A 20,893-nucleotide genomic window follows, 5' to 3' on the forward strand; every position below is an offset into this window, starting at 1 on the left:
AGAGAAATTGACGAAGACTCCGGCGAGGGCGGCACTGACCGCCGCTCTCATGCTCCTCGGCCTCGCGGTCGTACCGGCCAGCGCCCGGGCGGTCACCGGTGACACGGTCGATGCCACTGCCGACTACGTCCAGCCGCTAGTGGTCGGCGACGGGGCGAAGGCCGAGAACTTCTTCGGCTGTACGGCCAGTCAGATCGAGCGCGACTATGCCCTGACCACGGCTACCTGCCTGCGGGCGAGCGGCGCCGCACCGGCCACCGACGGCTCGGCGCCGCTGCGCCTGACGACGTTCGGCCGGTACCAGGTTCTCAGCGTGGGATTCCACCCCACCCGCGACGTGGCGCTCCTGCATCTGGACCAGGGCAACCTAGGCCCGACCACATCCTCGGTGCAGCTGGCCGGCACGCCGGCGGCCGCCGGGGAGACGCTGAGCGTCCTCGGCGCCGGTCGTACCGGCACGCAATGGCTCCCGAACGGGCCGCATTCCGGCTCGTTCGCGGTGCAGTCCGCGGGTGACACCGTCACACTCACCGCGACCGGTGACGCGAGCGTCTGCCCGGGCGATGCGGGCGGACCGGTCGTGCGTACCGTGTCGGGCGTACCGACGCTGGTCGCGATGGTCACCACCGCGGCCCCGGCCGGATGTCTCGGCTCGGCGGCGGAACAGGGCCATGCCGCCACCGCGGTCCGCGTCGACGACCTCGGCCTCTGGATCAAGAGCCGGACCGGCCACACGAGCTTCGAGGCCACGGATCCGGCTGTCGTGCCCAACATCTCCGCCGGCGCCGGCATGATCTACAACGTCGGTGGTGTGATCGCCTCGGTGAGCGGGCCCGAGCTCGGGATCCGCACGCAGCGGGCGCGGACCGGCACGCGGTCCGTCCTGTACTCCGGCAAGGACCTCAGCAGCATCTCGTCCTACGCCCACCTCAAGCTCGCCTCGACACCGAACATCCTGGTCGACGGCCGGACGGTACTCGAATACTCGATCTTCCCGGAGGGCGGCTCGGGCAGCCTGGCCACCGGTAACAACAGCACCTGCGTGGCCATCGATCTCGAATTCACCGACGGCACGAGGCTTCGTTCCCTCAAGGCGACCGCGAGCAACGGCGTCGACATCCATCCCTCCAAGCAGTGCGGCCACCTCACCCTCAACACCTGGAACCACGTGCGGGTGCAGATCGGCCGGGTTGCCGCCGGCAAGCGGATCAAGCAGGTCAACGTCGCCTACGACCAGCCGGCCAACCTCGGTGGCTACCGCGGCTTCATCGACGACGTCACGCTTTACCACGGTTGCGTGGCCGTCGGCGGAACCCTGTGCGCCCTCAACAACGGCGTCATCGGGAGCGGAAGCACCACTGAGCCGGCGGACCCGGCAAGTGTCTCCTTCGACGACCCGGCCCCGGTGGCCGAGCAGTCGATGGTGGACAACATGGCCTACCCCGGTGCCGAGCGGATCCTCGCCGAGCAGAAGGTGAAGCTCATCTCCGGTGACGGGCGGCTGCTGCTGGCGGACTGCTCGGTGCCGAAGACCGGCCCGTACGAGTACATCCGGCTGCGGACGTCGGATCTGACCGTCGGTACCAAGGGTCAGCTCTGCTTCGACATCGACCGGACGGTGAAGTTCGGGCGGGGGAGCGCGACGGCCATGCTCAAGCTGGAAGTGCCCGGGGCGTACGCGATTCGCAGCGACGGCTACGAGGACGGCGTCGGATCCAACATCAACGTGGTCTGGAAGACCAAGGACACGGCCCCGCAGAAGGCGTCGGTGCCCCAGAACGGCTACCTGTCGATCGGCATCGCCGCACCGGACGGCTCGGGAGTGCCGGCCACGGTGCTTCAGCTCCTGGTTCTGCCCTAGATCACCCGTGGGATGCCGGCCCGCCGAGAGGCGCGGGCCGGCGTTCCCGCGCCGGAACGGAGACGAAGTTGACCTTCAGTTACCTAACCGTTACACGCTGAACCCTTGCTTGAAACGTTGTGCAGGACTCAAGTTTGTACAAGCAATAAACAAATCTCGATGCGGGATGGCTATTCGGCGGGCCGGACCGACTACAACGGACACAAGGAGAATCTGTGCCCCGTCGACGCCTTCGACAAGTGCTCACCGCCGTCCTCTCCTCCTGTGCGGTTCTGGCCGCCACTCTGATCAGCGCGCCGGCCGCCTCCGCGGCCCCGGATGTCGCCGCCGCCGAGCCGTACTCGGTGCTCGTCTTCTCCAAGACCGCGGCCTTCCGGCACGATTCCATCCCGGCCGGCATCGCGGCCATCAAGAAGCTCGGTGCGGACAACGGGTTCACCGTTGACACGACCGAGGACGGCGCCGCCTTCACCGACGACAATCTGGCCAAGTACCGGGCGGTCGTCTGGCTTTCCACCACCGGCGACGTTCTGGACGCCGGGCAGCAGGCGGCCTTCGAGCGCTACATCCAGGCCGGCGGCGGGTACGCCGGCGTGCACGCCGCCTCCGACACCGAGTACAGCTGGCCCTGGTACGGCAAGCTGGTCGGCGCCTACTTCAACAACCACCCGGCCAACCAGCAGGCCACGGTGAAGGTCGAGGACCACGCGCACCCGTCCACCGCCTCGCTGCCGGACCGCTGGTCGCGCTTCGACGAGTGGTACAACTTCCGCACCAACCCCCGCGGCGACGTGCACGTGCTGGCCAGCCTGGACGAGTCCAGCTACAGCCCGGGCACCGGCGCGATGGGCGCCGACCACCCGACGGCCTGGTGCCGCGACTACGACGGCGGCCGGGCCTGGTACACCGGCGGCGGTCACACCAACGAGTCGTACGCCGATCCGCAGTTCCTCTCCCACCTGCTCGGCGGCATCCAGACCGCGGCCGGGGTGGTCGAGGCCGACTGCGGCGCCTCGCTGACCCCGAGCTTCGAGAAGGTCGCCCTCGACGGCAACACCAGCAACCCGATGGAGCTGGACATCGCCGCCGACGGCCGGGTGTTCTATGTGGAACGTGACGGGCGCGTGCAGATCATCAAGCCCGACACCGGCCGTACGGTGACCGCTGTCGACCTTGATGTCTTCACCGGCAACGAGGACGGCCTGATCGGGATCCGGCTCGACCCCGACTTCAAGGACAACGGCTGGGTCTATCTGTACTACGCCCGCAACGAGAGCACACCGCGCAACCTGCTGTCCCGGTTCACCGTCACCGGTGACACCATCGACGTGGCCAGCGAGAAGGTCGTGCTCCAGGTCGACACCCAGCGCAACACCTGCTGCCACGCCGGCGGCAGCATGACCTTCGACCGGGACGGCAACCTCTACCTGGCCACCGGCGACAACACGAACCCGTTCGAGTCGGACGCGTACACGCCGATCGACGAGCGGGCGGGCCGGCAGGACTACGACGCCCAGCGGTCCGCCGGCAACACCAACGACCTGCGCGGCAAGGTGCTGCGGATCCACCCCGAGGACGACGGGTCCTACACCGTGCCGGCCGGCAACCTGTTCCCGCCGGGCACCGCGAAGACGCGGCCCGAGATCTACGGGATGGGCTTCCGTAACCCGTTCCGGATCGGCATCGACCCGAAGACCAACACGCTGTACGTCGGTGACTACGGCCCCGACGCCAGCACCACCAACCCGAACCGCGGCCCCGAGGGCACCGTCGAGTGGAACATCGTCGGCAAGCCCGGCAACTACGGGTGGCCGTACTGCACCGGCGCGAACTACGCCTACAACGACTACCAGTTCCCGTCCGGGCCGAGCGGCGCCAAGTTCGACTGCGCGGCGCCGAAGAACGACTCGCCCAACAACACCGGCCTGACCGACCTGCCGCCGGCCATCGCGGCCACTGTGGACTACGACTACGGCGGCAACCCGCGCTTCCCCGAGATCGGTGGCGGCGGCGCGCCGATGGCCGGTCCGGTCTACCGGTACGACGCCGCGCTGAACTCCGACCGCAAGTGGCCGGCCTACTACGACGGCAAGGCCATGTTCGGCGAGTGGAACCAGTCGAAGATGTACACGATGCAGGTCACCGAGGACGGCAAGTCCCTGGTCGACATCAACCAGCTGCTGACCGGCATGAGCTTCATCCGGCCGATGGACTTCGAGTTCGGCCCGGACGGGGCGCTGTACCTGATCGAGTGGGGCAGCGGCTTCGGCGGCAGCAACGACGACTCCGGCGTCTACCGGATCGACTACGTCGCCGGCGACCGGGCTCCGATCGCCAACGCGAGCGCCACCCCGACCTCCGGGCCGGTGCCGTTGACGGCGAAATTCTCCAGCGCCGGCTCCCGTGACCCGGACGGCGGTGCGCTCACCTACGCGTGGACGTTCGGCGACGGCGGCACCTCGGACGAGGCCAACCCGACGCACACCTACACCAAGGCCGGCAACTACAACGCGCAGCTCACCGTCACCAACCCCAAGGGCCGTACGGCGGTGGCGAACGTGCCGGTGACGGTCGGCAACACCGCGCCGACGGTCTCCATCGAGTTCCCGCCGGACGGCGGCTTCTTCGACTGGGGCGACCAGGTCAAGTACACGATCAAGGTGACCGACCCGGAGGACGGCACCATCGAGTGTGACCGGATCCAGTTGCAGGTGCTGCTCGGCCACGACGAGCACGCCCACCCGCTGGAGCAGCACACCGGCTGCACCGGCACCGTGCAGACGGCGCTGGCCGCCGGCCACGGCGCCGAGGCCGACGTGTTCGCGGTCTTCGAGGCCACCTACACCGACAAGGGTGGCGAGGGCGGGGCGGCCCCGCTCACCGGCCGCGCCATCGAGCAGTTGCAGCCCAAGCGCAAGCAGGCCGAGTACTACACGGCCACCGGGCGGGTGCCCGGCAGCACCGGCGGCGGCGACGCCGGCGTGCAGCGGGAGACCACCACCGACACCGCCGGCGGCGGCCAGAACATCGGCTTCATCGAGGACGGCGACTACTGGTCGATCGACCCGGCCAGCCTGACCGGCGTCGACTCGATCCGCTTCCGGGCGGCCTCGGCCGGGAACGGCGGCCAGATCGAGATCCGGTCCGGTGCCGCCGACGGCCCGCTGGTCGCCACGGCGACCGTACCGGGAACCGGCGGATGGCAGACCTACGCCGACGTCACGGTCCCGGTCACCGCCGCCGACACCGAGTCCCTGTTCTTCGTCGCCCAGGACCCGGCCGGCGGCGCGGGATCGCTGTTCAACCTCAACTGGATCGACTTCCTGGGCCGGGGCGTCACCGAGAACGCACCGCCGGCGGTCAGCGCGACGGCGACGCCGGCCGGCGGCACCGCGCCGGTCACGGTCGCCTTCGACGGCACGGCGACCGACGCGGAAGGCGACACCCCGCTGACGTACGCCTGGGACTTCGGTGACGGTGGCAAGGCCGACACTCTGGACGCCAGCCACACCTACAACGCGCCGGGGAACTTCACGGCCACGCTGACCGTCACCGACAAGCGCGGCGCCAAGGCGTACGTCAATGTGCCGGTCAAGGTCGAAGCGCCGAGCACGTCCTGCTTCGGGGCGCGCTCGGACGACTTCGTGGGCGACTCGCTGAACCGCACACGCTGGTCGGTGGTGCGGGAGAACCAGACCTTCTCGGTCGGCGGCGGATCCCTGCGGCTGCCCACCATGGCGGGCGACCTCTACGGCAACCGGAACGACGCGACCAACCTGATCCTGCAACCGGCGCCCACCGGCGCCTGGCAGGCCACCACGAAGATCACCCTGCCGGTCACCGCGAACTACCAGCAGGCCGGTCTGATCGTGTACGGCGACGACGACAACTACGCCAAGCTCGATCTGCTCTTCAACGGCGCCCGCACGGTCGAGTTCATCCGGGAGACCGCCGGAACGCCACGCAACGAGAGCGGCGACAGCACGGCGGCGCCGGTCGGTGACACCTTCTACCTGAGGCTGATCAGCGACGGCACGAACCTGACGGCGCAGGCGTCGGTCGACGGGCAGAACTTCACGGCGGTCGGCCGGGCGGCCGCGCTGGCCGGCATCGTAAACCCGCGGGTCGGGGTGTTCGCGCTCAACGGCGGCACCACCGCGCCGGTGGTGGACGCGGCGGTCGACTGGTTCCAGATGACGCCGGACGAGCCGGCGGAACCCGTCACGCCGTCGGACGAATTCACCGGGGCGGCCCTCGACAAGTGCCGGTGGAACGCGGTCGTCCGGGAGGACCCGACGGCGTACCGGATCGCCGACGGTTCCCTGCGGATCGACACACCGGCCGGTGACATCTACGGCGGGGGCAACACCGCGCCGAAGAACTTCATCCTGCAGAAAGTGCCGTCCGGCGACTGGACCGTGGAGACGAAGGTCGACGGGAGCGCCCTCAACGAGCGGTACCAGCAGGCCGGTCTGATCGTCTACGGCGACGACGACAACTACGTCAAGCTCGACTTCGTCGTCGACAACGAGGCGGGGCAGGCGGTGAGCCGGCGCATCGAGTTCCGCAGCGAGCTCGGGGCGACGGTGCAGGATCCGCAGCCCCAGACCGGCAACCTGGCCTCGGGCGTGTGGCACCTGCGGCTGGCCAAGGCCGGCAACACCTACACGGCGTCCTACTCGGCCGACGGTACGGCGTGGACGGCGCTCCCGGCGCTGACCAACGCCGCCGTCTCCAAGGTGGGGCTGTACAGCATCGGAACCAGCCAGAGCGCGGCGAAGACGGTGGCGTTCGACTACTTCCGGCTCACCGCGGCCAACGCCGACACCACCGCGCCGGTGACCGCGGCGTCGGTGTCGGGCACACCGGTCGACGGCTGGCACACCGGTGACGTCACGGTCACCCTGACCGCGACGGACGCCTCCGGCGTCGACAAGACGGAGTACCAGGTCGACAGCGCCACCACCTGGACGGCCTACACAGCACCGATTCCGGTCGCCGGCGACGGCTCGCACGAGGTGCGGTTCCGGTCCACCGACAAGGCCGGCAACGTGGAGACGGCCAAGTCGGTCGCGGTGAAGATCGACACCACGGCTCCGCTCACGACGGCGTCCTTCGCGCCGGCCAACGACAACGGCTGGCACGCCGGGGCCATCCCGGTCACGCTGACCGCGGCCGACGCCGGCTCCGGAGTCGGCCAGCTGGAGTGGTCGCTGGACGGCGGCGCCTGGACCCCGTACACCTCGCCCGTGGACATCAAGGGGGACGGGCAGCACGAGCTGCTGTACCGCTCCACCGACAAGGCGGGAAACGCGGAAACCCTCAAGTCCGCGGTCGTACGGATCGACGGCACCAAGCCGACGCTGCTCGTATCCGGGGTGGCGCACGGCCAGCTCTACGGCGACAGCCAGGACGTGCGCATCTCGTGGCAGGCGGTCGACCCGACCTCGGGCGTCCAGAGCACCACGGCCACGCTGAACGGCCAGGCGTACACGAACGGGGCGCTGCTGGCCCTGTACGAACTGCCGCTCGGCCTGCACGACCTGACCGCCACCGCGGTCGACAAGGCGGGCAACCGCACGACGACCACCGTCCAGTTCTACGTCACCACCTCGTTCCGGGACATGCAGAACCTGCTGGACCGGTTCAAGGCGACGAGCCGGCTCTCGGCCAAGGCCCACAAGGACCTGACCAAGAAACTGGACGCGGCCCGCAAGGCCGAGGCCTCCGGCAAGGACGACAAGGCCATCAAGGAGCTGACCGCCTTCAAGACCCTCGTCAACGACAAGAAACTGGTCACCGACACCGACGTCCGTGACACGCTGCTCCGCGACGCCGACGCGATGATCGTCCGCCTCGGCGGCACGGCCAGCGCCGCCGGCGTGAAAGCGAACGACGGCAAATCGGTGAAGGGCGCCGGCCGCCTCGGCGGCGATCCGACCCGCATCGCCGCGAAGCGCTGATGTTCCAGGAGCCCGCCCCGTCACGACGGGGCGGGCTTCGCCCTTTTCGCGGAGGGCGGCGTACTTACTGTTCCGAACCCTGCCCGTCGCCGGGGACCCGATCGTCAGGAGGAGGTCAGGTGGGCCGCGAACCGTTCGGCGATGTCGCGGTCGAGGGCGTCCGGCACCGGCTGCACGCCGTGCCCGACCGTGCCGGTGGCGATGGCGGCGAGCGACGCCGCCTGCAGCGTCAGACCGAGATCCATGGCCTCGATCGGGTTGCCGCCGGCCGCGACCAGGTTGATCATGCGGGTCTCGGCCAGCACGACGACCCGGCGGCCGTCGGCGAGCCGGTGCTCCCGGTGGTAGGCCCCGGTGTCCGGGCCGGGCGTGCCGAGCAGCCCCAGATCCACCTCGTCGCCGCGGTGGCCGACGCCGGCCAGGACCACGCCGTCGCGCAGGAGCTCGATCTGCGCCGGCCCGAGCACGCCGGGCCTTCCGGTGGCCAGGAAGATCAGGTCGGCGCCGGGAAGCAGATCCTCCGCCGGCCCGGTGCCGTGCCCTTCGAGGGCGGCTTCGAGGCTGCGGTACGGGTCGACCTCGGCCACCGACACCCGCGCCCCGAGCAGGCGCAACGTCTGCGCCACCCCACGACCGCACGGGCCGTGGCCGACGACCACGGCGTTCGCGCCCGGCAGCATGCGGTTGGTGGCGTTCATGAAGCCCTGCACGACGCTCTGCCCCACCCCGAAGCGGTTCTCGACCAGCTGCTTGAGCGGGCTGTCATTGATCACCACCACGGGGAAGGGGACGCCGGCGTGGCCGCCCTCCCGCAGCCGAAGCCCGCCGGTGGTGGTCTCCTCGGTGCCGCCCCGGAACTGCCGGGGGACGCCCCGGGCGAGAAGGCCCAGCGTCAGGTCGGCCCCGTTGTCCAGCAGCAGATCCGGCTCGAGGTCGAGGATCCGGTCGACCTGCGGATCGTCGCCGGAGGCGTACACCTCGACGCCGATCGCCCGCAGGGCCGCGGCCACCTCGGGCTTGGTCGTGCCCGGCGAGCCGGTAAGGCGCACGTGGGCGCCGGCCCGGACGAGGAGAGTGGCCAGCACGGCGGTCTTCGGTTCGATATGAAGGCACATTCCCACACGTACGCCGGCGAACGCCGCCCCGGACCGGCTCATGGTCTCGTGCAGCAGGGGCATGTGGGCGGCCGCCCAGCGGACAGCCGGGTGTTCGTACGAGGACAGCAAGGACTCAGAAATCATGTCGGTTGTCTTCCATTCGTCGGCGGGCAAAGAAAAGGGCCAGCCGCTTCTACTGGTAGAAGTCCATGCGGTACGAGTGGTCACCGAACACGGCCCGGCGCCGCAGAGGGCGCACGCCGGGCGTCGAAGTCATGCGGCGATGGTAGCGGAGGTCCGGCCATGTACGAAGACCCGTTCGAGACGAGCGAGCGGGCGGCGCTGCGGGAAGCGATGGCGTCGTTCGTGAGCAAGGAAGTCACACCCCACCTGGGCGAGTGGGAGCGGGCCGGTGAGATACCGCGCGAGCTCCACCGGCGGGCCGCGGCGGCGGGTCTCTACGGCATCGGGTTCCCCGAAGAGCACGGCGGTGACGGCGGCGACACCGTGGACGTGGTGGTGGCGACCGAGGCGTTCCTGGAGGCCGGTGGCTCGTCGGGATGCCACGCGGCGCTGTTCACGCACGGGATCGCGCTGCCGCACATCGTGGCTTCCGCCGACCGCGGGCTGATCGACCGGTTCGTGCGGCCGGCGCTGGAAGGCTCGAAGATAGCCGCGCTGGGCATCACCGAGCCGGAAGCCGGGTCGGATGTCGCCGCGCTGCGGACCACGGCAGTGCGGGACGGGGATTTCTATGTGGTGAACGGGGCGAAGATGTTCATCACCTCGGGGACGCGGGCGGATTTCGTGACAACCGCGGTGCGTACGGGCGGTCCCGGCGCCTCGGGCATCAGCCTGTTGGTCGTGGAGAAGGGCACGCCGGGGTTCACGGTGTCGCGGCGGCTCGACAAGATGGGGTGGCTCTGTTCGGACACGGCGGAACTGTCGTTCGCGGATTGCCGGGTGCCGGCGGGCAATCTGATCGGCGACGGATTCTCGCTGATCGCTCAGGTGTTCGTGCCGGAGCGGATCGTGGTGGCCGTTCACGCGTACTCGATAGCGCAGCGATGCCTTGATCTGAGCGTGGAACATGCGCGGAACCGGTCGACGTTCGGCAAGCCGCTCGCCGCGCGGCAGGTGGTGCGGCACAAGCTCGTGCAGATGAGGCAGCGCATCGAACTGGCCCGGACCTATACGCGGCAGGTGGCGCTGCGGCACGCGGCCGGCGACATGGTCGTGGGCGAGGCCTGCCTGGCCAAGAACGCCGCCGTGGACGCCTGCAAATACGTGGTCGACGAGGCGGTCCAACTCCACGGCGGCATGGGCTACATGCGCGAGTCAGAAGTCGAGCGCCACTACCGCGACGCGCGAGTCCTGGGAATCGGCGGCGGGGCCAGCGAGGTGATGGCCGACCTCGCCGCCAGACTCTTCGGGTACAGCGGTTAGTCGTCGCTGTACTTCTTCACCGTCGCGGTGATGAGAGACCCCGACTCGACCGTGGAACCCGGCGTGAGATCCTGCCCGAGCACGACCCAATTCGCGTCGATCACCGGCAGGCGGTGCGCTCCGGTGGCATCCTTGGCCGGAGCGACGACGAGACCGGCCGCGCGCCACAAGTCCTGTGCGGACTGGTAGTCCAGTCCTACGCCCTTGGGCACCTTGACCTTGGCTGGGGCTGCTTTTGTGGTGGCCGCCTTTGTCGGGACCGCTTTCGTGGTGGCCGGAGCGGCCGCCGGGGCGGAAGTACGCAGCTCCGCGGGCTGGGCGGGAACAGCGGATGTCGTCGCTGTCGCTGCCGGCGTGGCCTGTTGAGCTGACGCCTGCGCGGCGGCGCCCTGCGCGTATCCATCCGCGAAACTATCCTTGGCATCGCCGCTGGAAACTGCGGCGATCACAGTGCCGCCGACGCAGAGGATGAGCACGGCGCCTACGCCACCGAGAATCCATGGCAGCTTGCTGCGCCTCTTCTGTGGCGGCACCTACCAGGAGGGCGGGGGCTGCTCATGATGGGGCGAAGGATAGGACACGAGTTCTCCTGGAAGCGACCGGGCGTTGCGAGCCGTATTGAATCGGTTTTGGCGACGCTCAGTCGGGGCTTCGCGTCCGCCGGTCCCAACTTAGTGCGGGATCGGGACCGGCGGTGTCGGTCGTTCGGAGCCGTTTCTAACCGTATGGGTTGAAGGGGATGCCGGACGGCTTGGCGGCGTTCAGCAGGTATTCGAAGGAGCCGTCCTTGATTTTGATGGTGGCGGAGCCGAAATTGGCGGTCATCAGTTTGTCGCGCAGGGTCAGACTCGGATATCCGTTCCAGTCGACGAGGGCCGGGTAGCGCCAATTGTGGTAGTGGTTCTCCGGCGGCTCGTCGTTGCCGTTGGCCAGCCGGAAGAAGTGGGTGGAGGCGCCGTCCTTGTGGTAGACGACCTTCGGGTGGCTGCCGTCGAACCGTACCTGGGAACGGGTGTAGGTCACCTGCGAACTGTGCTGGGTCGTGGTGACGTACTCGACCTGATCTGACGTTTGGCTGACCCAGGAAATCACGTGTTCCCAGTCGTGGCGGTGGCCGCCGAGGCCGCTGCCGGCGACGGCCTGGTCCTTTTCGAAATAGCTGGCGTAGACGATGGCGCACCAGCCGTTGTTGCATTTCGAGCGGGCGTACGTCTGGGAATTGTCGAGGTCCCATTGGTCGCGGCAGGAACCGTTGACGGCGCCGGTGGTGTTGAGGCCGCCGTTGAGCGTGCCGTCGGGGCCGATGGCGGGGACGGCGTAGCAGCCGTCGGTGTCGTAGTCGTACGCGGGGGAGAACGACTGCTCGTATCCGCCGGCGTTCTGGGGGAGGTTGTGGGGAGGGTCGGCCAGGGCGGGGGAGGCCGCGACCAGGACCATGAGGGCGGCGAGGCCGGAGACGGCCCCGAGGCGTACAAGGCGCATGGCTGATCTTCGCGGTTTCGATTTAAAAGCGTCAATAGATGGGCCGTGAACACATGGCGGCGGCCGGGTCCTTAGGCTGGAGGCATGAAGGTTCTGTCCATCCAGTCGGCGGTCGCCTGGGGCCACGTCGGCAATTCGGCGGCCGTGTTCCCGCTGCAGCGCATCGGCGTCGAGGTCGTGCCCGTCTATACGGTCAATTTCTCCAACCACACGGGGTACGGGGCGTGGCGTGGCCCGCTGATCCCGCCCACCGACGTGGCGGAGGTGCTGCTGGGCGTCGAGGAGCGGGGCGTGTTCCCGCAGATCGACGCGGTGCTGTCGGGCTACCAGGGCGGAGTCGGCATCGGCGACGTGATCGTCGACGCGGTGCGCCGGGTGAAGGAGGCCAACCCGGCGGCGGTCTACGCGTGCGACCCGGTCATGGGAAACGCGAAGTCGGGCTGCTTCGTGGCCCCGGAGATCCCCGAGCTGCTGCGCGACCGGGTGGTGCCGGTGGCCGACATCATCACGCCGAACCAGTTCGAGCTGGGCTTCCTGACGGGCACCGAGCCGGCGAGCATCGAGTCGACGCTGGAGTCGGCCGACCTGGCCCGCGAGATGGGCCCGTCGACGGTGCTGGTGACGAGCGTGGAACGGCCGGACCGCCCCGAGGGCACGATCGAGATGCTGGTCGTCGACCCGGCCGGTGCGTGGCTGGTGAACACGCCGCACCTGCCGTTCAAGGCGAACGGGTCGGGCGACGTGACGGCGGCGTTGTTCACCGCGCATTACGTGGCCACCAAGGACGCGGCGGTGGCACTGGAGCGTACGGCGTCAAGCGTCTTTGATTTGATCGAGACGACGTATCGCTCCGGCCAGCGCGAATTGCAGCTGATCGAGGCGCAGGAGTTCTACGCCAACCCGCGGATGCAATTCAAGGCCGAGCGGGTCCGCTGATTCGCCGTCCGGGCGCCGACGCGCCCGGACGGTCAGCTGATTCAGTCAATTCGTGTCGGCTTCGACGAGGGCGGGCCGCCGCCGCAGAAGCTCGGCGCGTTCCCCTTCCGGGATCGTCATCGACTCGGCCAGAACGGCGGCCAGCGCATCCACGTCTGAGCTCTCGACGTCGCGCGGGAAAAGCCACCGGATGTTATCGTCGCGGGTGATCAGGTCGATCGTGAAACGGCCGTCCTTGCCCGCCGGGGCCGTGCTCCGCACGTATCGCACTTGGTCGAGTGGGATGTCCTGGCGGAGCTCGCCCTGCTCGAGGAACGCGGTCGCCTTGGCGGTGATGACGCGGCGATCCGTGACGGCGACCAGGTCCCTGTCCGCCATTTTGTCCTTGGCGCCGCCCAGCATCCCCTTGGCCCCGCTGACGATCGACGAGATCGAACCGGCGCCGTCGAGCTGATCGGGGAAGCCGAGAACCCGTACCGTCTCGCCGTCCTCCAGGAACCAGCGGAGAATGCGCAGGCTCTTCCCGTGGTCCAGCGCCCGGGATGCGCAGACGATCTCGGGAACGTCGAGCGGAGGAATCGGCGGGTGAAGAGCGTCGGCAAGAGGTTCGAGCGCCTCGAGAAGACGGGCCGAGGTTTGCCGGGTCGCGTTCGAGTCCTTTCGCATTCCCGGCAACGCCAATGTGTCGCGGCCGGGTAGCTCGGCGACAATGCGAAGCTCACGCGTCAGCGCGTCGACGACCCTCGTCGTCTCGGCGAGCGCGGACTTGAGCTCTTCGCCGGTGTCGCGTGCGATGGCTTCCACGAGCAGAGCCTCGGCCGCGTCCTCGGCACCCGCGGCTCTCGCACGCCCGGCGTGGAGCGCCTGATGCCCGGTCCACGCTTTGACGGACGAGAGCAGAGCATGGGCGTCGAAGAGGATCGCCTCGGCGTTCGTCTCGAGGTACTCACGGCGAGCCCGTCGATCGAGCCGGTGGATCTGGCGGATGTGGCTGTCCACGTTCAGCCGGTACAGGTCACGCTGCTTGCGAAGTGCGGCCTCGCTGCCCGCGATGCTGTCCCACAGGGAGGCGGGCACAGACTCGATTTCCCGCGCTTTGTCGATGGCGCGATCGACGCTGGCAACGAGAGCTGTCAATTCGGCCCACTGCTCGTGGCGAATGGTCGTGAGTACTTGACTGGTCAGTGCGATGTTCGTTCGCGTGAGGCCGGTGATCTCGCTGAGCTGCATTTGGAGTTCCACCATGGCGAGCGCCGGCCCGATAGCGGCAACGCTCTGCGCCACGCCCACCGCGGAGACCGGGATGAACCGGGCCTGGGCGACGATCCGGCCGTTGGCGAAGATCGCTCCGAGGTTGGCGCCGTCCTTGACGGCGAGCGTGCCGCCCGCTTTCAGCAGGGCCGTCGTCGCGTCGCTGACGCGGTAGAGCCCCTGTGCGCCGGCGAAGGCGTTGCCGAGGTTGCCGGCCACGCTCGCCGTGTTCCCGATCGAGGCCAGGACGGTGGAGATCCGTTGACGGTCGCCGGCCGGTACCAGGCCGAAGTCGATCAGATCGAGCTTCAGCTCCGGGGGCACCTCGCCGAAGACGACAGCGATCCCAGGGATCACCTCCGCCAGGACGGTCGATGCCTCGGCCGTGTCGCCGTCCGTGGCTTCCGGGACCTCGGTCGACCCCGAGTTGTCCTGCATGAGTTTCCTCCCGTATCGCCGTGCATTGTGCTGGATCATCGAAGGCACGCCGATCCGAACCTAGGATGCGCCCGGCGCGGTGGCTGCTGGTCGTTCGTCGCTGATGTCGGAGCCGTACGGCGGAGCGTCGCAGTCAGGGCTCACCCGGCGCCGTGCGCAAGGACCCTCTCGGGTTCACCGTGGTCGCGGGCGACCGGGTCGGCATGAGGCAGCGCGGCGACGGGGTCACCGCGAATGACCTCCGGCTTGCTCGAAAGCGGGCCGGAGGGGCACGCCCCAGGTGTCGATGGTGATGCCGCTGATCGTTGTGGTGGCTCGGCGGTCGTCCGCGGACGGGTAGACCAGCGCCGCGTACTTTGTTCCGAGCCGGTGGGCGTAAGTGAAAAGCTGATAGATCTCGTCGGTTGAGGGCGATTGCCGCCACGGCCGGTATTTGGCGTCGTACACGCCGGTCGGCCGGCCCTTTTCCAGCACGACGAAATCGGCGCGGGCGGTCGGGCCGGGGCCGTCGTCGGTCAGCGGGATCCGGTGTTGCGGGGACACCACAGAACCGGGACTGCGGTCCGTCAGCCATTGCTCGACGTAGTTCTCCCAAATCCTGGTCATGGTGAAGAGGACGCTCACGCCGGAGACGCCGGCTCCCGTGGGCAGAGTCGTCCGGTCGTCCAGGATCAGGCGCGCCAGGTCGAGTGTTCCGCGGTAGCGGGCCGGCGCGGCGTGTTCCGGCAGGGGCCCGGACGTGTCCCCGATGCCGCGGAACACGGGCACCAGGCCGCGCAGGCGGGCGGTCACGCTCTCGTCCTGGAGCGGAAGGGTGCCCAGGCGGCGGAGCGCGGTCGCCACCAGCCGATTGGCGGGCACGTCGGCGGTCAGCCGGTTCGCCACCGTAGCCAGGCGGTCCGGGCGGCCGGCGTGCCGCTTGAGGTGGACGGCCGGCATGGGCACCCCGGGGTAGGGCGGCCGGCTGAACGACTGCCGCTGATAGGCCTTGACCAGCCCCTGCCCGGCGACGAGCTCGGCCTGACGCACGAAGGCCAGCGCGATGAGATCCATCAAGCTGTGACCGCCGAGACCGGGCGCGGCCGTCTCCTCGAGAAGGAGGGGCCGGCGGCCGTACAGCAGCAGGTTCGCCAGGTCGTGAAACGGGAACCGGCATCCGAGGTCGACGACCCGGCCGCTGCCCAGCACGAAGCGTCCCACGTACGGGCCCGGCTGTATCTCGTACCGTCCGGGAACCATCGTCGGCGCCAGGCGCTCGATGACCCGGGGCCGCTCGCCGTGCCGCGATCCCCGCGCCATCTGGGCGAGCTCGCCCGCCTCGGCGGCCGTCAGGTCGGCGGTCGTCGTGGCGTACTCGATCAGCTCGAGCACATCAGGTCAGCTCCCCGATGAGGGCGCGCACGTCCGCGTCCAGCCTGGACAGCTCGGCGGGCCGCTCGAACCAGTACTCGGCGAGGTAGGGGCGGAGCTGGTAGGCCCAGACACGCTCGGCGGCGGCCGCGTCGAGAGCTTCGGTCATCCAGTACGAGTGGCCGGGGCTCACCGGCGCGTCCGGTCCGACCCGGTCGCGGATCAACCGGAACACCCCGAGGGCGAGTTCGGCGTTGTCCATCGAGCGGCTCTGCGCCCAGTTGGCCAGCACGGTCTCGTCGGGCAGCAGGGGAAAGGCGTTGAACCGGCGGCGCAACGCGAAGTCCAGCATGGCCAGGCTGCGGTCGGCGGTGTTCATCGTGCCCAGGAGGAACACGTTGCGCGGCACCGACACACGCCGTTGCGAGTACGGCAGCCGCACCTCGGCCCCGCGATACTCCAGCAGGTACAGCAACTCGCCGAACACCGCGGCGAGATCGGCCCGGTTCATCTCGTCGATGATCATGACAAAGGTCTGGTCGGGTGCCTTGGCGGCCCGCTGACACAGCTGCAGAAAGACCCCGTCCCGTACGGCGTAACGCAGCCCCGTCTGACTCTCGTCGGGCCGCAGGCCCTCGATGAAATCCTCGTACGAGTAAGCCGGATGGAACTGGGTCAGCTCGATGTGGTCCGGTGAACTCGCGAGATGGCGGGCGAGAAGCCGCGCCACGTGGGTCTTGCCGGTGCCGGGCGGCCCGTGGAAGACGGCCTGCCGCATGCCGATGGTCAGCGCCTCCACCCACCGGTCCACCTGCTCGACCGGAAGGTAACCGCGCGCGGCGACCTCCTCGGTGGTGAACCCGCCGGACAGCGCCACCTCTTCGGCCGGGCCGGTCTCGGGCGTGGCGGCCCGCTTGATGGCGGTGAGGACGGCGTCGGCTTCCTGGGGTACGACGCCGTGCCGCTCCCGCCAGGCCCGCAGGTCGGTGCAGAAGCGGTCGTAGTCCTCCGGGCTGCGCGCCTTGTAGCGGGCGCCGGTCACCTCGGCGAGACCGGACATCGTGGCGTTCATGCAGATGCCGAAGCGCTCGGGGTCACGCAGGTAGAGCAGGAAACTGGGCAGCGACGAGCCGGCGTGCGCGAAGAGCGGCCGGTTGCCGTAGATGGCGCCCAGCGTGGCCACGGCCTCGTCGATCGGCTCCGACCACAGCCGGTCGAGCATGCGGTTGAAGGTGGCGGGGTCGCTGCCCAGCTTGCTCATGATCGCCCCGGTGAACCCGGGCGTGAACCGGTCGTACCGGTCCTGCCCGGCCTTGGCATGCCGGTTGATCAGGCGGCCGAGGGCCACGATCCGCTCGGCGTCGAACTGCCCGCGGTTCTCCTCGATGTATCGCCGAACCGCATCCTCGGCGGCAACCCGCGCCGGCACGAACTCCGGCCCGAAATTCCCGCGAACGTCATCGACCACCGCGGCGGTCTCGCTGTCGAGCATGCCCGCAGTTCTAGCAGACAGCCACACGATGACGAGCGTTGGTCAGCGAGGTCGCGGCCGATGACCCGACCTGTCAGGGAAGGGAGCCGAGCCAGAGACGGGCTTCCCGGTACGCCTCGAGGCTGGACTCTCCGATCACCTCGGTTGCCGCGAAGACGCGTACCCCGTCAATTCTTTCGACCGTCCGATTGCGGCGCAGCTGACGCAGCACGGCCGGGTCGACGCCGGTCAGGTAGAGGCGGCCGCCGGCGTCGGCCAGCCGCGACGCGTAGTCGGACAGGACGGCGAACGCGGTGGCGCCGAGCATGGCGCGGCCGCGCAGCCGGAGGACGACGACCGGTTGTTCGGCATCCGCGGGATCGGGCAGACGCGCTTGGAGGGTACGGGCGCCCGCGTAGAACAGGCTTCCGTAGACGTCCAGCATCGTGACCTCCCGGGACTCCAGCCGTCGCGGCGCCGTCTGTTCGACGAAGGCGCCGTCGTCGCGCGGCGTCAGGCGTACCACCCGCAAGTCCGCCGCCTCACGGTTGAGCTGCATGAGCAGGGACAGCGCGACCCCGACCCCGACGGCGGCGGCCACCGGCAGGAACAGCGTGGCGACGAAGGTCGCGAGCACGGCGATCCGCGAGATGGCGCCGGTGCGGACGATGGCCCGCAGGTCGGCGGCCCGGAAAGCGCCGATCGCGGCGACGATGAGCACGGCGGCCAGGGTCGACATGACCACGGCGCCGACCAGGCCGGAGAAGAGCAGCAGCAGTACGGCCATCCACAGGCCCGAGAAAACGGCGGCCCCACGGTCGGCGGCGCCGGCGGCCACGTTGAGCGCGGTACGGCCGACCGAACCGCCCACCGGCTGGCCGCGGAACAGCCCGGCGAGCAGGTTGCCCACGCCCTGAGCGAGGAAGTCACGGTTCGGGTCGGCTCGCGTCCGGTCCGGGTTGGGGGCCGACTCGCTGACCCCGGCCCCCTGCACCAGGACGACGAGGGCGACCGCGAACGCGCCGGCGAGCAGGCTGAAGGAAAAGTCCGAGAGCTTGAGCAGTACGGGCGTCGGCAGCCCACCTGGAATGGCGCCGACCACGGGCACGTCAGCGTGCAGGACCGCGACGGCGACGCTGGGTACGATCAGCGTCACCAGCGTCGAGTAGGCCGCGAACCGGGTACGCCGGAAAGCCACGAGCACCACCAGGGCGAACAGCCCGGCCAGCAGAGCGCCGATGTTCACCCGGCCGAGATGCCGCAGCAGATCCCACGCCTTGGCCAGGGCGAACGGCCCGGTCGCGGCGGCGCCGGCAAGAACCGGAAGCTGCGCCAGAACGATGTTGACGGCCACCCCCGACAGAAAACCGATCATGACCGAGTGGGGTACGAAGCGCAGGTACCGCCCGAGCCGGAACAGCCCGGCCAGAACCATCAGAGCCCCGGCCAGCAGGGTCAACATGAAAAGCGCCCGAGGACGGTCGGCGCCGGGAACATCGGCCAGCGCGGAACCGGCGGCGACGGCCGCGGCACTGGTCGTCGTGATGACCATGAGCCGGCTCCCCGCCGTGAGGCCACCGCCGACCGGTCCGAAGATGCTGGCGTAAAGCCCGAAGACCGGATTCACACCGGCCAGAACGCTGGCCGCCATGCCGTCGGGCACGCCACTGACGGCACCGGTCAGCCCGGCCACCACATCCCGGCGAACCGAACTGCGCCGGGGCACCGTTCGACGCACCCAGTGCCCGACCCGGCCGGTGATCGCCACGCCCGCGATTGTCAGCGCCCCTCCCCGCCCGGACATCACGCGGAACGGATGAGACGCGGCCGGGAGCATGGGCTGGGCGCGCGGAGGACCTTGCTTGCTGGTAGACAAGTGTCCATGTCGGAAGCGAACGAAGATCAGCGGGCGTTGTTCGGGCAGTCGACCGCGGTCTTCGCGTCGCTGGCCGGGCCGGAGCATGTGGTGGAGACGGCGAGTGCCGCATTCAGGGAAAGCCCAGGTCTCCGTGAGCGGCTGGACCGGGTCTATCGCACCGGCGAGCCCTTGACGTTGCGTGATGTCCGCGTCGAGGAGGCGTCGTTCGATTTCACCCTCGAGCCGCGGCGGAACGCGGACGGTGAAGTGATCGGCGTTCATCTGATCGGGGTGGAGACCACTCAGGTCAAGCAGGCCCAGCGGCTGATGGCCGAACACCGGGCCCTGCTGGAGCAGATCGCCCGGCAGGCGCCGCTGGCCGACGTGCTCGACGGGATGGCCCGCAGCATCGAAGAGCTCGCGCCGCACGAGGTGGTGGTCTCCGTGCTGCTCGCCGACCCTGACGGGCGGCATCTCCGGCACGGCGCGGCGCCCAGTCTGCCGGATTTCTACAACGAGGCCATCGACGGGATCGCCACCGGCGAAGGGGTGGGTTCCTGCGGCACCGCGGCTCACCGGCGGGAGCCGGTGATCGTCACCGACATCGCGGCCGACCCGTTCTGGGACGACTTTCGGGAACTGGCCGGGCGGGCCGGTCTGGCTGCCTGCTGGTCCACGCCGATCCTGGCTCGCGACGGTGACCTGCTCGGCACCTTCGCCATGTATCACCGGGTCCCGCGCGTGCCGCGGGAGGCGGACCTCGCTCTCGCCCGCGTCTTCGCCGGCACCGCCGCCCTGGCCATCGAACGCCACCGGGCCGAAGCGCGCGCCCAGGCGGCCAACGACGAACTGGCCGAGGCGGCGCGGGAAGCCGATGAGCGTGCCACCGCCGCGGCCGAGCTCGCCGCGCGGCTGAAAGCGGCGGCCGCCGCGCAGGCGGCCGCGCCTCACCCCGAGCACTGCCAGCTCGGTGGCGCCCAGCCGTGCGCCGCCCCAGCCGAGATCAAACTCGCCGATTCCTGGGGCGACGCGGCGTGGGGCTGCCCCGACCACGTCGAAGAGGCGATCATCAACGTGCGTTCCGTCTTCATCGCCAGCGAGGAACTGGGCGGCCTGGCCGCCTACGTGAACCGCACCTGACCGCCAACGCCGACAACCCGATCAAGCGGCGAGCGTCCCCTCACAGGCCGAGCGCGGTCCCGGCTCGCCCGGGTGGCGGCCGAGGTGCCGGGCGCGGCCGAGGTGCCGGGCGCGGCGAGGTGGCCGGCGTGGCGGGCGTGGCGGGGTGGCGGGCGTGGCGGGCGTGGCGCGGCGAGGTGCCGGACGTGGCCGCGGTGGCAGGCGTAGCGGGGTGGCGGGCGTGGCGGGGCGAGGTGGCGGGCGTGGCGGGACGAGGTGTAGCGGGCGTGGCCGAGGTGGCGGGCCTTTGACGACGTGGCCACCGCCGGCGCCGAGCAGGCCTTCACCGAGGAGGGCGTCGCGGACCGGGCGGTGGCCGCCTTCGACCTTGACCAGGAGTTACCGAGGGTCAAGGGCAGCCGCTTTCAGCGCTGGGTCTACTTCACAGGATCGAGGAGCGCCCGCCACAACGGCCACGCCGCCCTGATCCGCGAGCGCATGGACGGGGTCACCGGCTGATCCGAGGTCGAGGGCCTTGCGGAGGGTAGCCAGCGCCCCAAGCGCCGGGCGCGCGGTCGGGGTTCGGGCGGGATGGTGCCGAGCTGGCGCGGGGCGGGGCCG

Annotated in this window: 12 protein-coding genes and 1 pseudogene; 6 read left to right on the top strand and 7 right to left on the bottom strand. The window is 69.8% G+C overall.

The annotated features are described in order from the left end of the window. Positions 1-7 precede the first annotated feature (7 nt). Together AB0C26_RS34840 and AB0C26_RS34845 are read left to right on the top strand one after the other, a co-directional pair. Positions 8-1,861, top strand: coding sequence for a trypsin-like serine protease (locus AB0C26_RS34840; protein WP_360256352.1), 1,854 nt, complete (start codon positions 8-10; stop codon positions 1,859-1,861). A gap of 215 nt (positions 1,862-2,076) precedes the next feature. Continuing rightward, positions 2,077-7,824: a ThuA domain-containing protein gene (locus AB0C26_RS34845; RefSeq protein WP_360256354.1), complete on the top strand. Its 5,748-nt coding sequence runs from the start codon at positions 2,077-2,079 to the stop codon at positions 7,822-7,824. A gap of 104 nt (positions 7,825-7,928) precedes the next feature. On the opposite strand, the gene AB0C26_RS34850 is transcribed toward AB0C26_RS34845, so the two are convergent. After that, complete coding sequence (locus AB0C26_RS34850; protein WP_360256357.1) at positions 7,929-9,065, bottom strand: adenosylhomocysteinase; 1,137 nt, start codon at positions 9,063-9,065, stop codon at positions 7,929-7,931. Between the two features lie 159 nt (positions 9,066-9,224). Between AB0C26_RS34850 and AB0C26_RS34855 the strand changes: the two genes are divergently transcribed. Further along, positions 9,225-10,367, top strand: a complete 1,143-nt coding sequence (locus AB0C26_RS34855; protein ID WP_360256359.1) for an acyl-CoA dehydrogenase family protein — start codon at positions 9,225-9,227, stop codon at positions 10,365-10,367. On the opposite strand, the gene AB0C26_RS34860 is transcribed toward AB0C26_RS34855, so the two are convergent. Both AB0C26_RS34860 and AB0C26_RS34865 read right to left on the bottom strand, forming a co-directional pair. Further along, positions 10,364-10,843 carry a hypothetical protein gene (locus tag AB0C26_RS34860; RefSeq protein WP_360256361.1) on the bottom strand — a complete coding sequence of 160 codons (480 nt, stop codon included), beginning with the start codon at positions 10,841-10,843 and terminating at the stop codon, positions 10,364-10,366. The two genes, AB0C26_RS34855 and AB0C26_RS34860, sit on opposite strands and share 4 nt — an antisense overlap. A 241-nt stretch (positions 10,844-11,084) precedes the next feature. After that, a complete protein-coding gene (locus AB0C26_RS34865) occupies positions 11,085-11,849 on the bottom strand; it encodes an NPP1 family protein (protein WP_360256364.1) in 765 nt (254 codons plus the stop codon). A gap of 84 nt (positions 11,850-11,933) precedes the next feature. Between AB0C26_RS34865 and pdxY the strand changes: the two genes are divergently transcribed. Next, the gene (pdxY, locus tag AB0C26_RS34870) at positions 11,934-12,785 is read left to right on the top strand and encodes a pyridoxal kinase PdxY (protein ID WP_360256366.1); all 852 of its coding nucleotides are present in this window, start codon (positions 11,934-11,936) and stop codon (positions 12,783-12,785) included. A 45-nt stretch (positions 12,786-12,830) separates the two neighbouring features. Here pdxY and AB0C26_RS34875 read toward each other — a convergent pair whose 3' ends face one another. The 4 genes from AB0C26_RS34875 to AB0C26_RS34890 all read right to left on the bottom strand — a co-directional run bounded on the left by AB0C26_RS34875 (position 12,831) and on the right by AB0C26_RS34890 (position 19,063). Then, positions 12,831-14,360 carry a hypothetical protein gene (locus AB0C26_RS34875; RefSeq protein WP_360256369.1) on the bottom strand — a complete coding sequence of 510 codons (1,530 nt, stop codon included), beginning with the start codon at positions 14,358-14,360 and terminating at the stop codon, positions 12,831-12,833. Between the two features lie 339 nt (positions 14,361-14,699). Continuing rightward, complete coding sequence (locus AB0C26_RS34880; RefSeq protein ID WP_360256371.1) at positions 14,700-15,845, bottom strand: hypothetical protein; 1,146 nt, start codon at positions 15,843-15,845, stop codon at positions 14,700-14,702. 1 nt (position 15,846) lies between these two features. After that, positions 15,847-17,316 carry an AAA family ATPase gene (locus AB0C26_RS34885; RefSeq protein ID WP_360256373.1) on the bottom strand — a complete coding sequence of 490 codons (1,470 nt, stop codon included), beginning with the start codon at positions 17,314-17,316 and terminating at the stop codon, positions 15,847-15,849. A 73-nt stretch (positions 17,317-17,389) separates the two neighbouring features. After that, positions 17,390-19,063 (bottom strand): SulP family inorganic anion transporter, encoded by a 1,674-nt coding sequence (locus tag AB0C26_RS34890; RefSeq protein WP_360256375.1) that lies wholly within the window; start codon positions 19,061-19,063, stop codon positions 17,390-17,392. Positions 19,064-19,177: 114 nt separating this feature from the next. Here AB0C26_RS34890 and AB0C26_RS34895 point away from each other — a divergent pair, with 114 nt between their 5' ends. Next, positions 19,178-20,293: a GAF domain-containing protein gene (locus tag AB0C26_RS34895; protein ID WP_360256377.1), complete on the top strand. Its 1,116-nt coding sequence runs from the start codon at positions 19,178-19,180 to the stop codon at positions 20,291-20,293. Between the two features lie 288 nt (positions 20,294-20,581). Next, positions 20,582-20,791 (top strand): annotated as a pseudogene (locus AB0C26_RS34900) (DUF664 domain-containing protein); the annotation flags it as partial. Between the last annotated feature and the right edge of the window lie 102 nt (positions 20,792-20,893).

The sequence above is a fragment of the Actinoplanes sp. NPDC048796 genome (assembly GCF_040650035.1).
GTDB lineage: Bacteria > Actinomycetota > Actinomycetes > Mycobacteriales > Micromonosporaceae > Actinoplanes.

Bases quoted from the DNA above. Each gene is read 5' to 3' on its own strand.
- AB0C26_RS34850 (WP_360256357.1), bottom strand. From the start codon at position 9,065: ATGATTTCTGAGTCCTTGCTGTCCTCGTACGAACACCCGGCTGTCCGC.
- AB0C26_RS34855 (WP_360256359.1), top strand. From the start codon at position 9,225: ATGTACGAAGACCCGTTCGAGACGAGCGAGCGGGCGGCGCTGCGGGAA.
- AB0C26_RS34865 (WP_360256364.1), bottom strand. From the start codon at position 11,849: ATGCGCCTTGTACGCCTCGGGGCCGTCTCCGGCCTCGCCGCCCTCATG.
- pdxY (WP_360256366.1), top strand. From the start codon at position 11,934: ATGAAGGTTCTGTCCATCCAGTCGGCGGTCGCCTGGGGCCACGTCGGC.
- AB0C26_RS34885 (WP_360256373.1), bottom strand. From the start codon at position 17,316: ATGCTCGACAGCGAGACCGCCGCGGTGGTCGATGACGTTCGCGGGAAT.
- AB0C26_RS34895 (WP_360256377.1), top strand. From the start codon at position 19,178: ATGTCGGAAGCGAACGAAGATCAGCGGGCGTTGTTCGGGCAGTCGACC.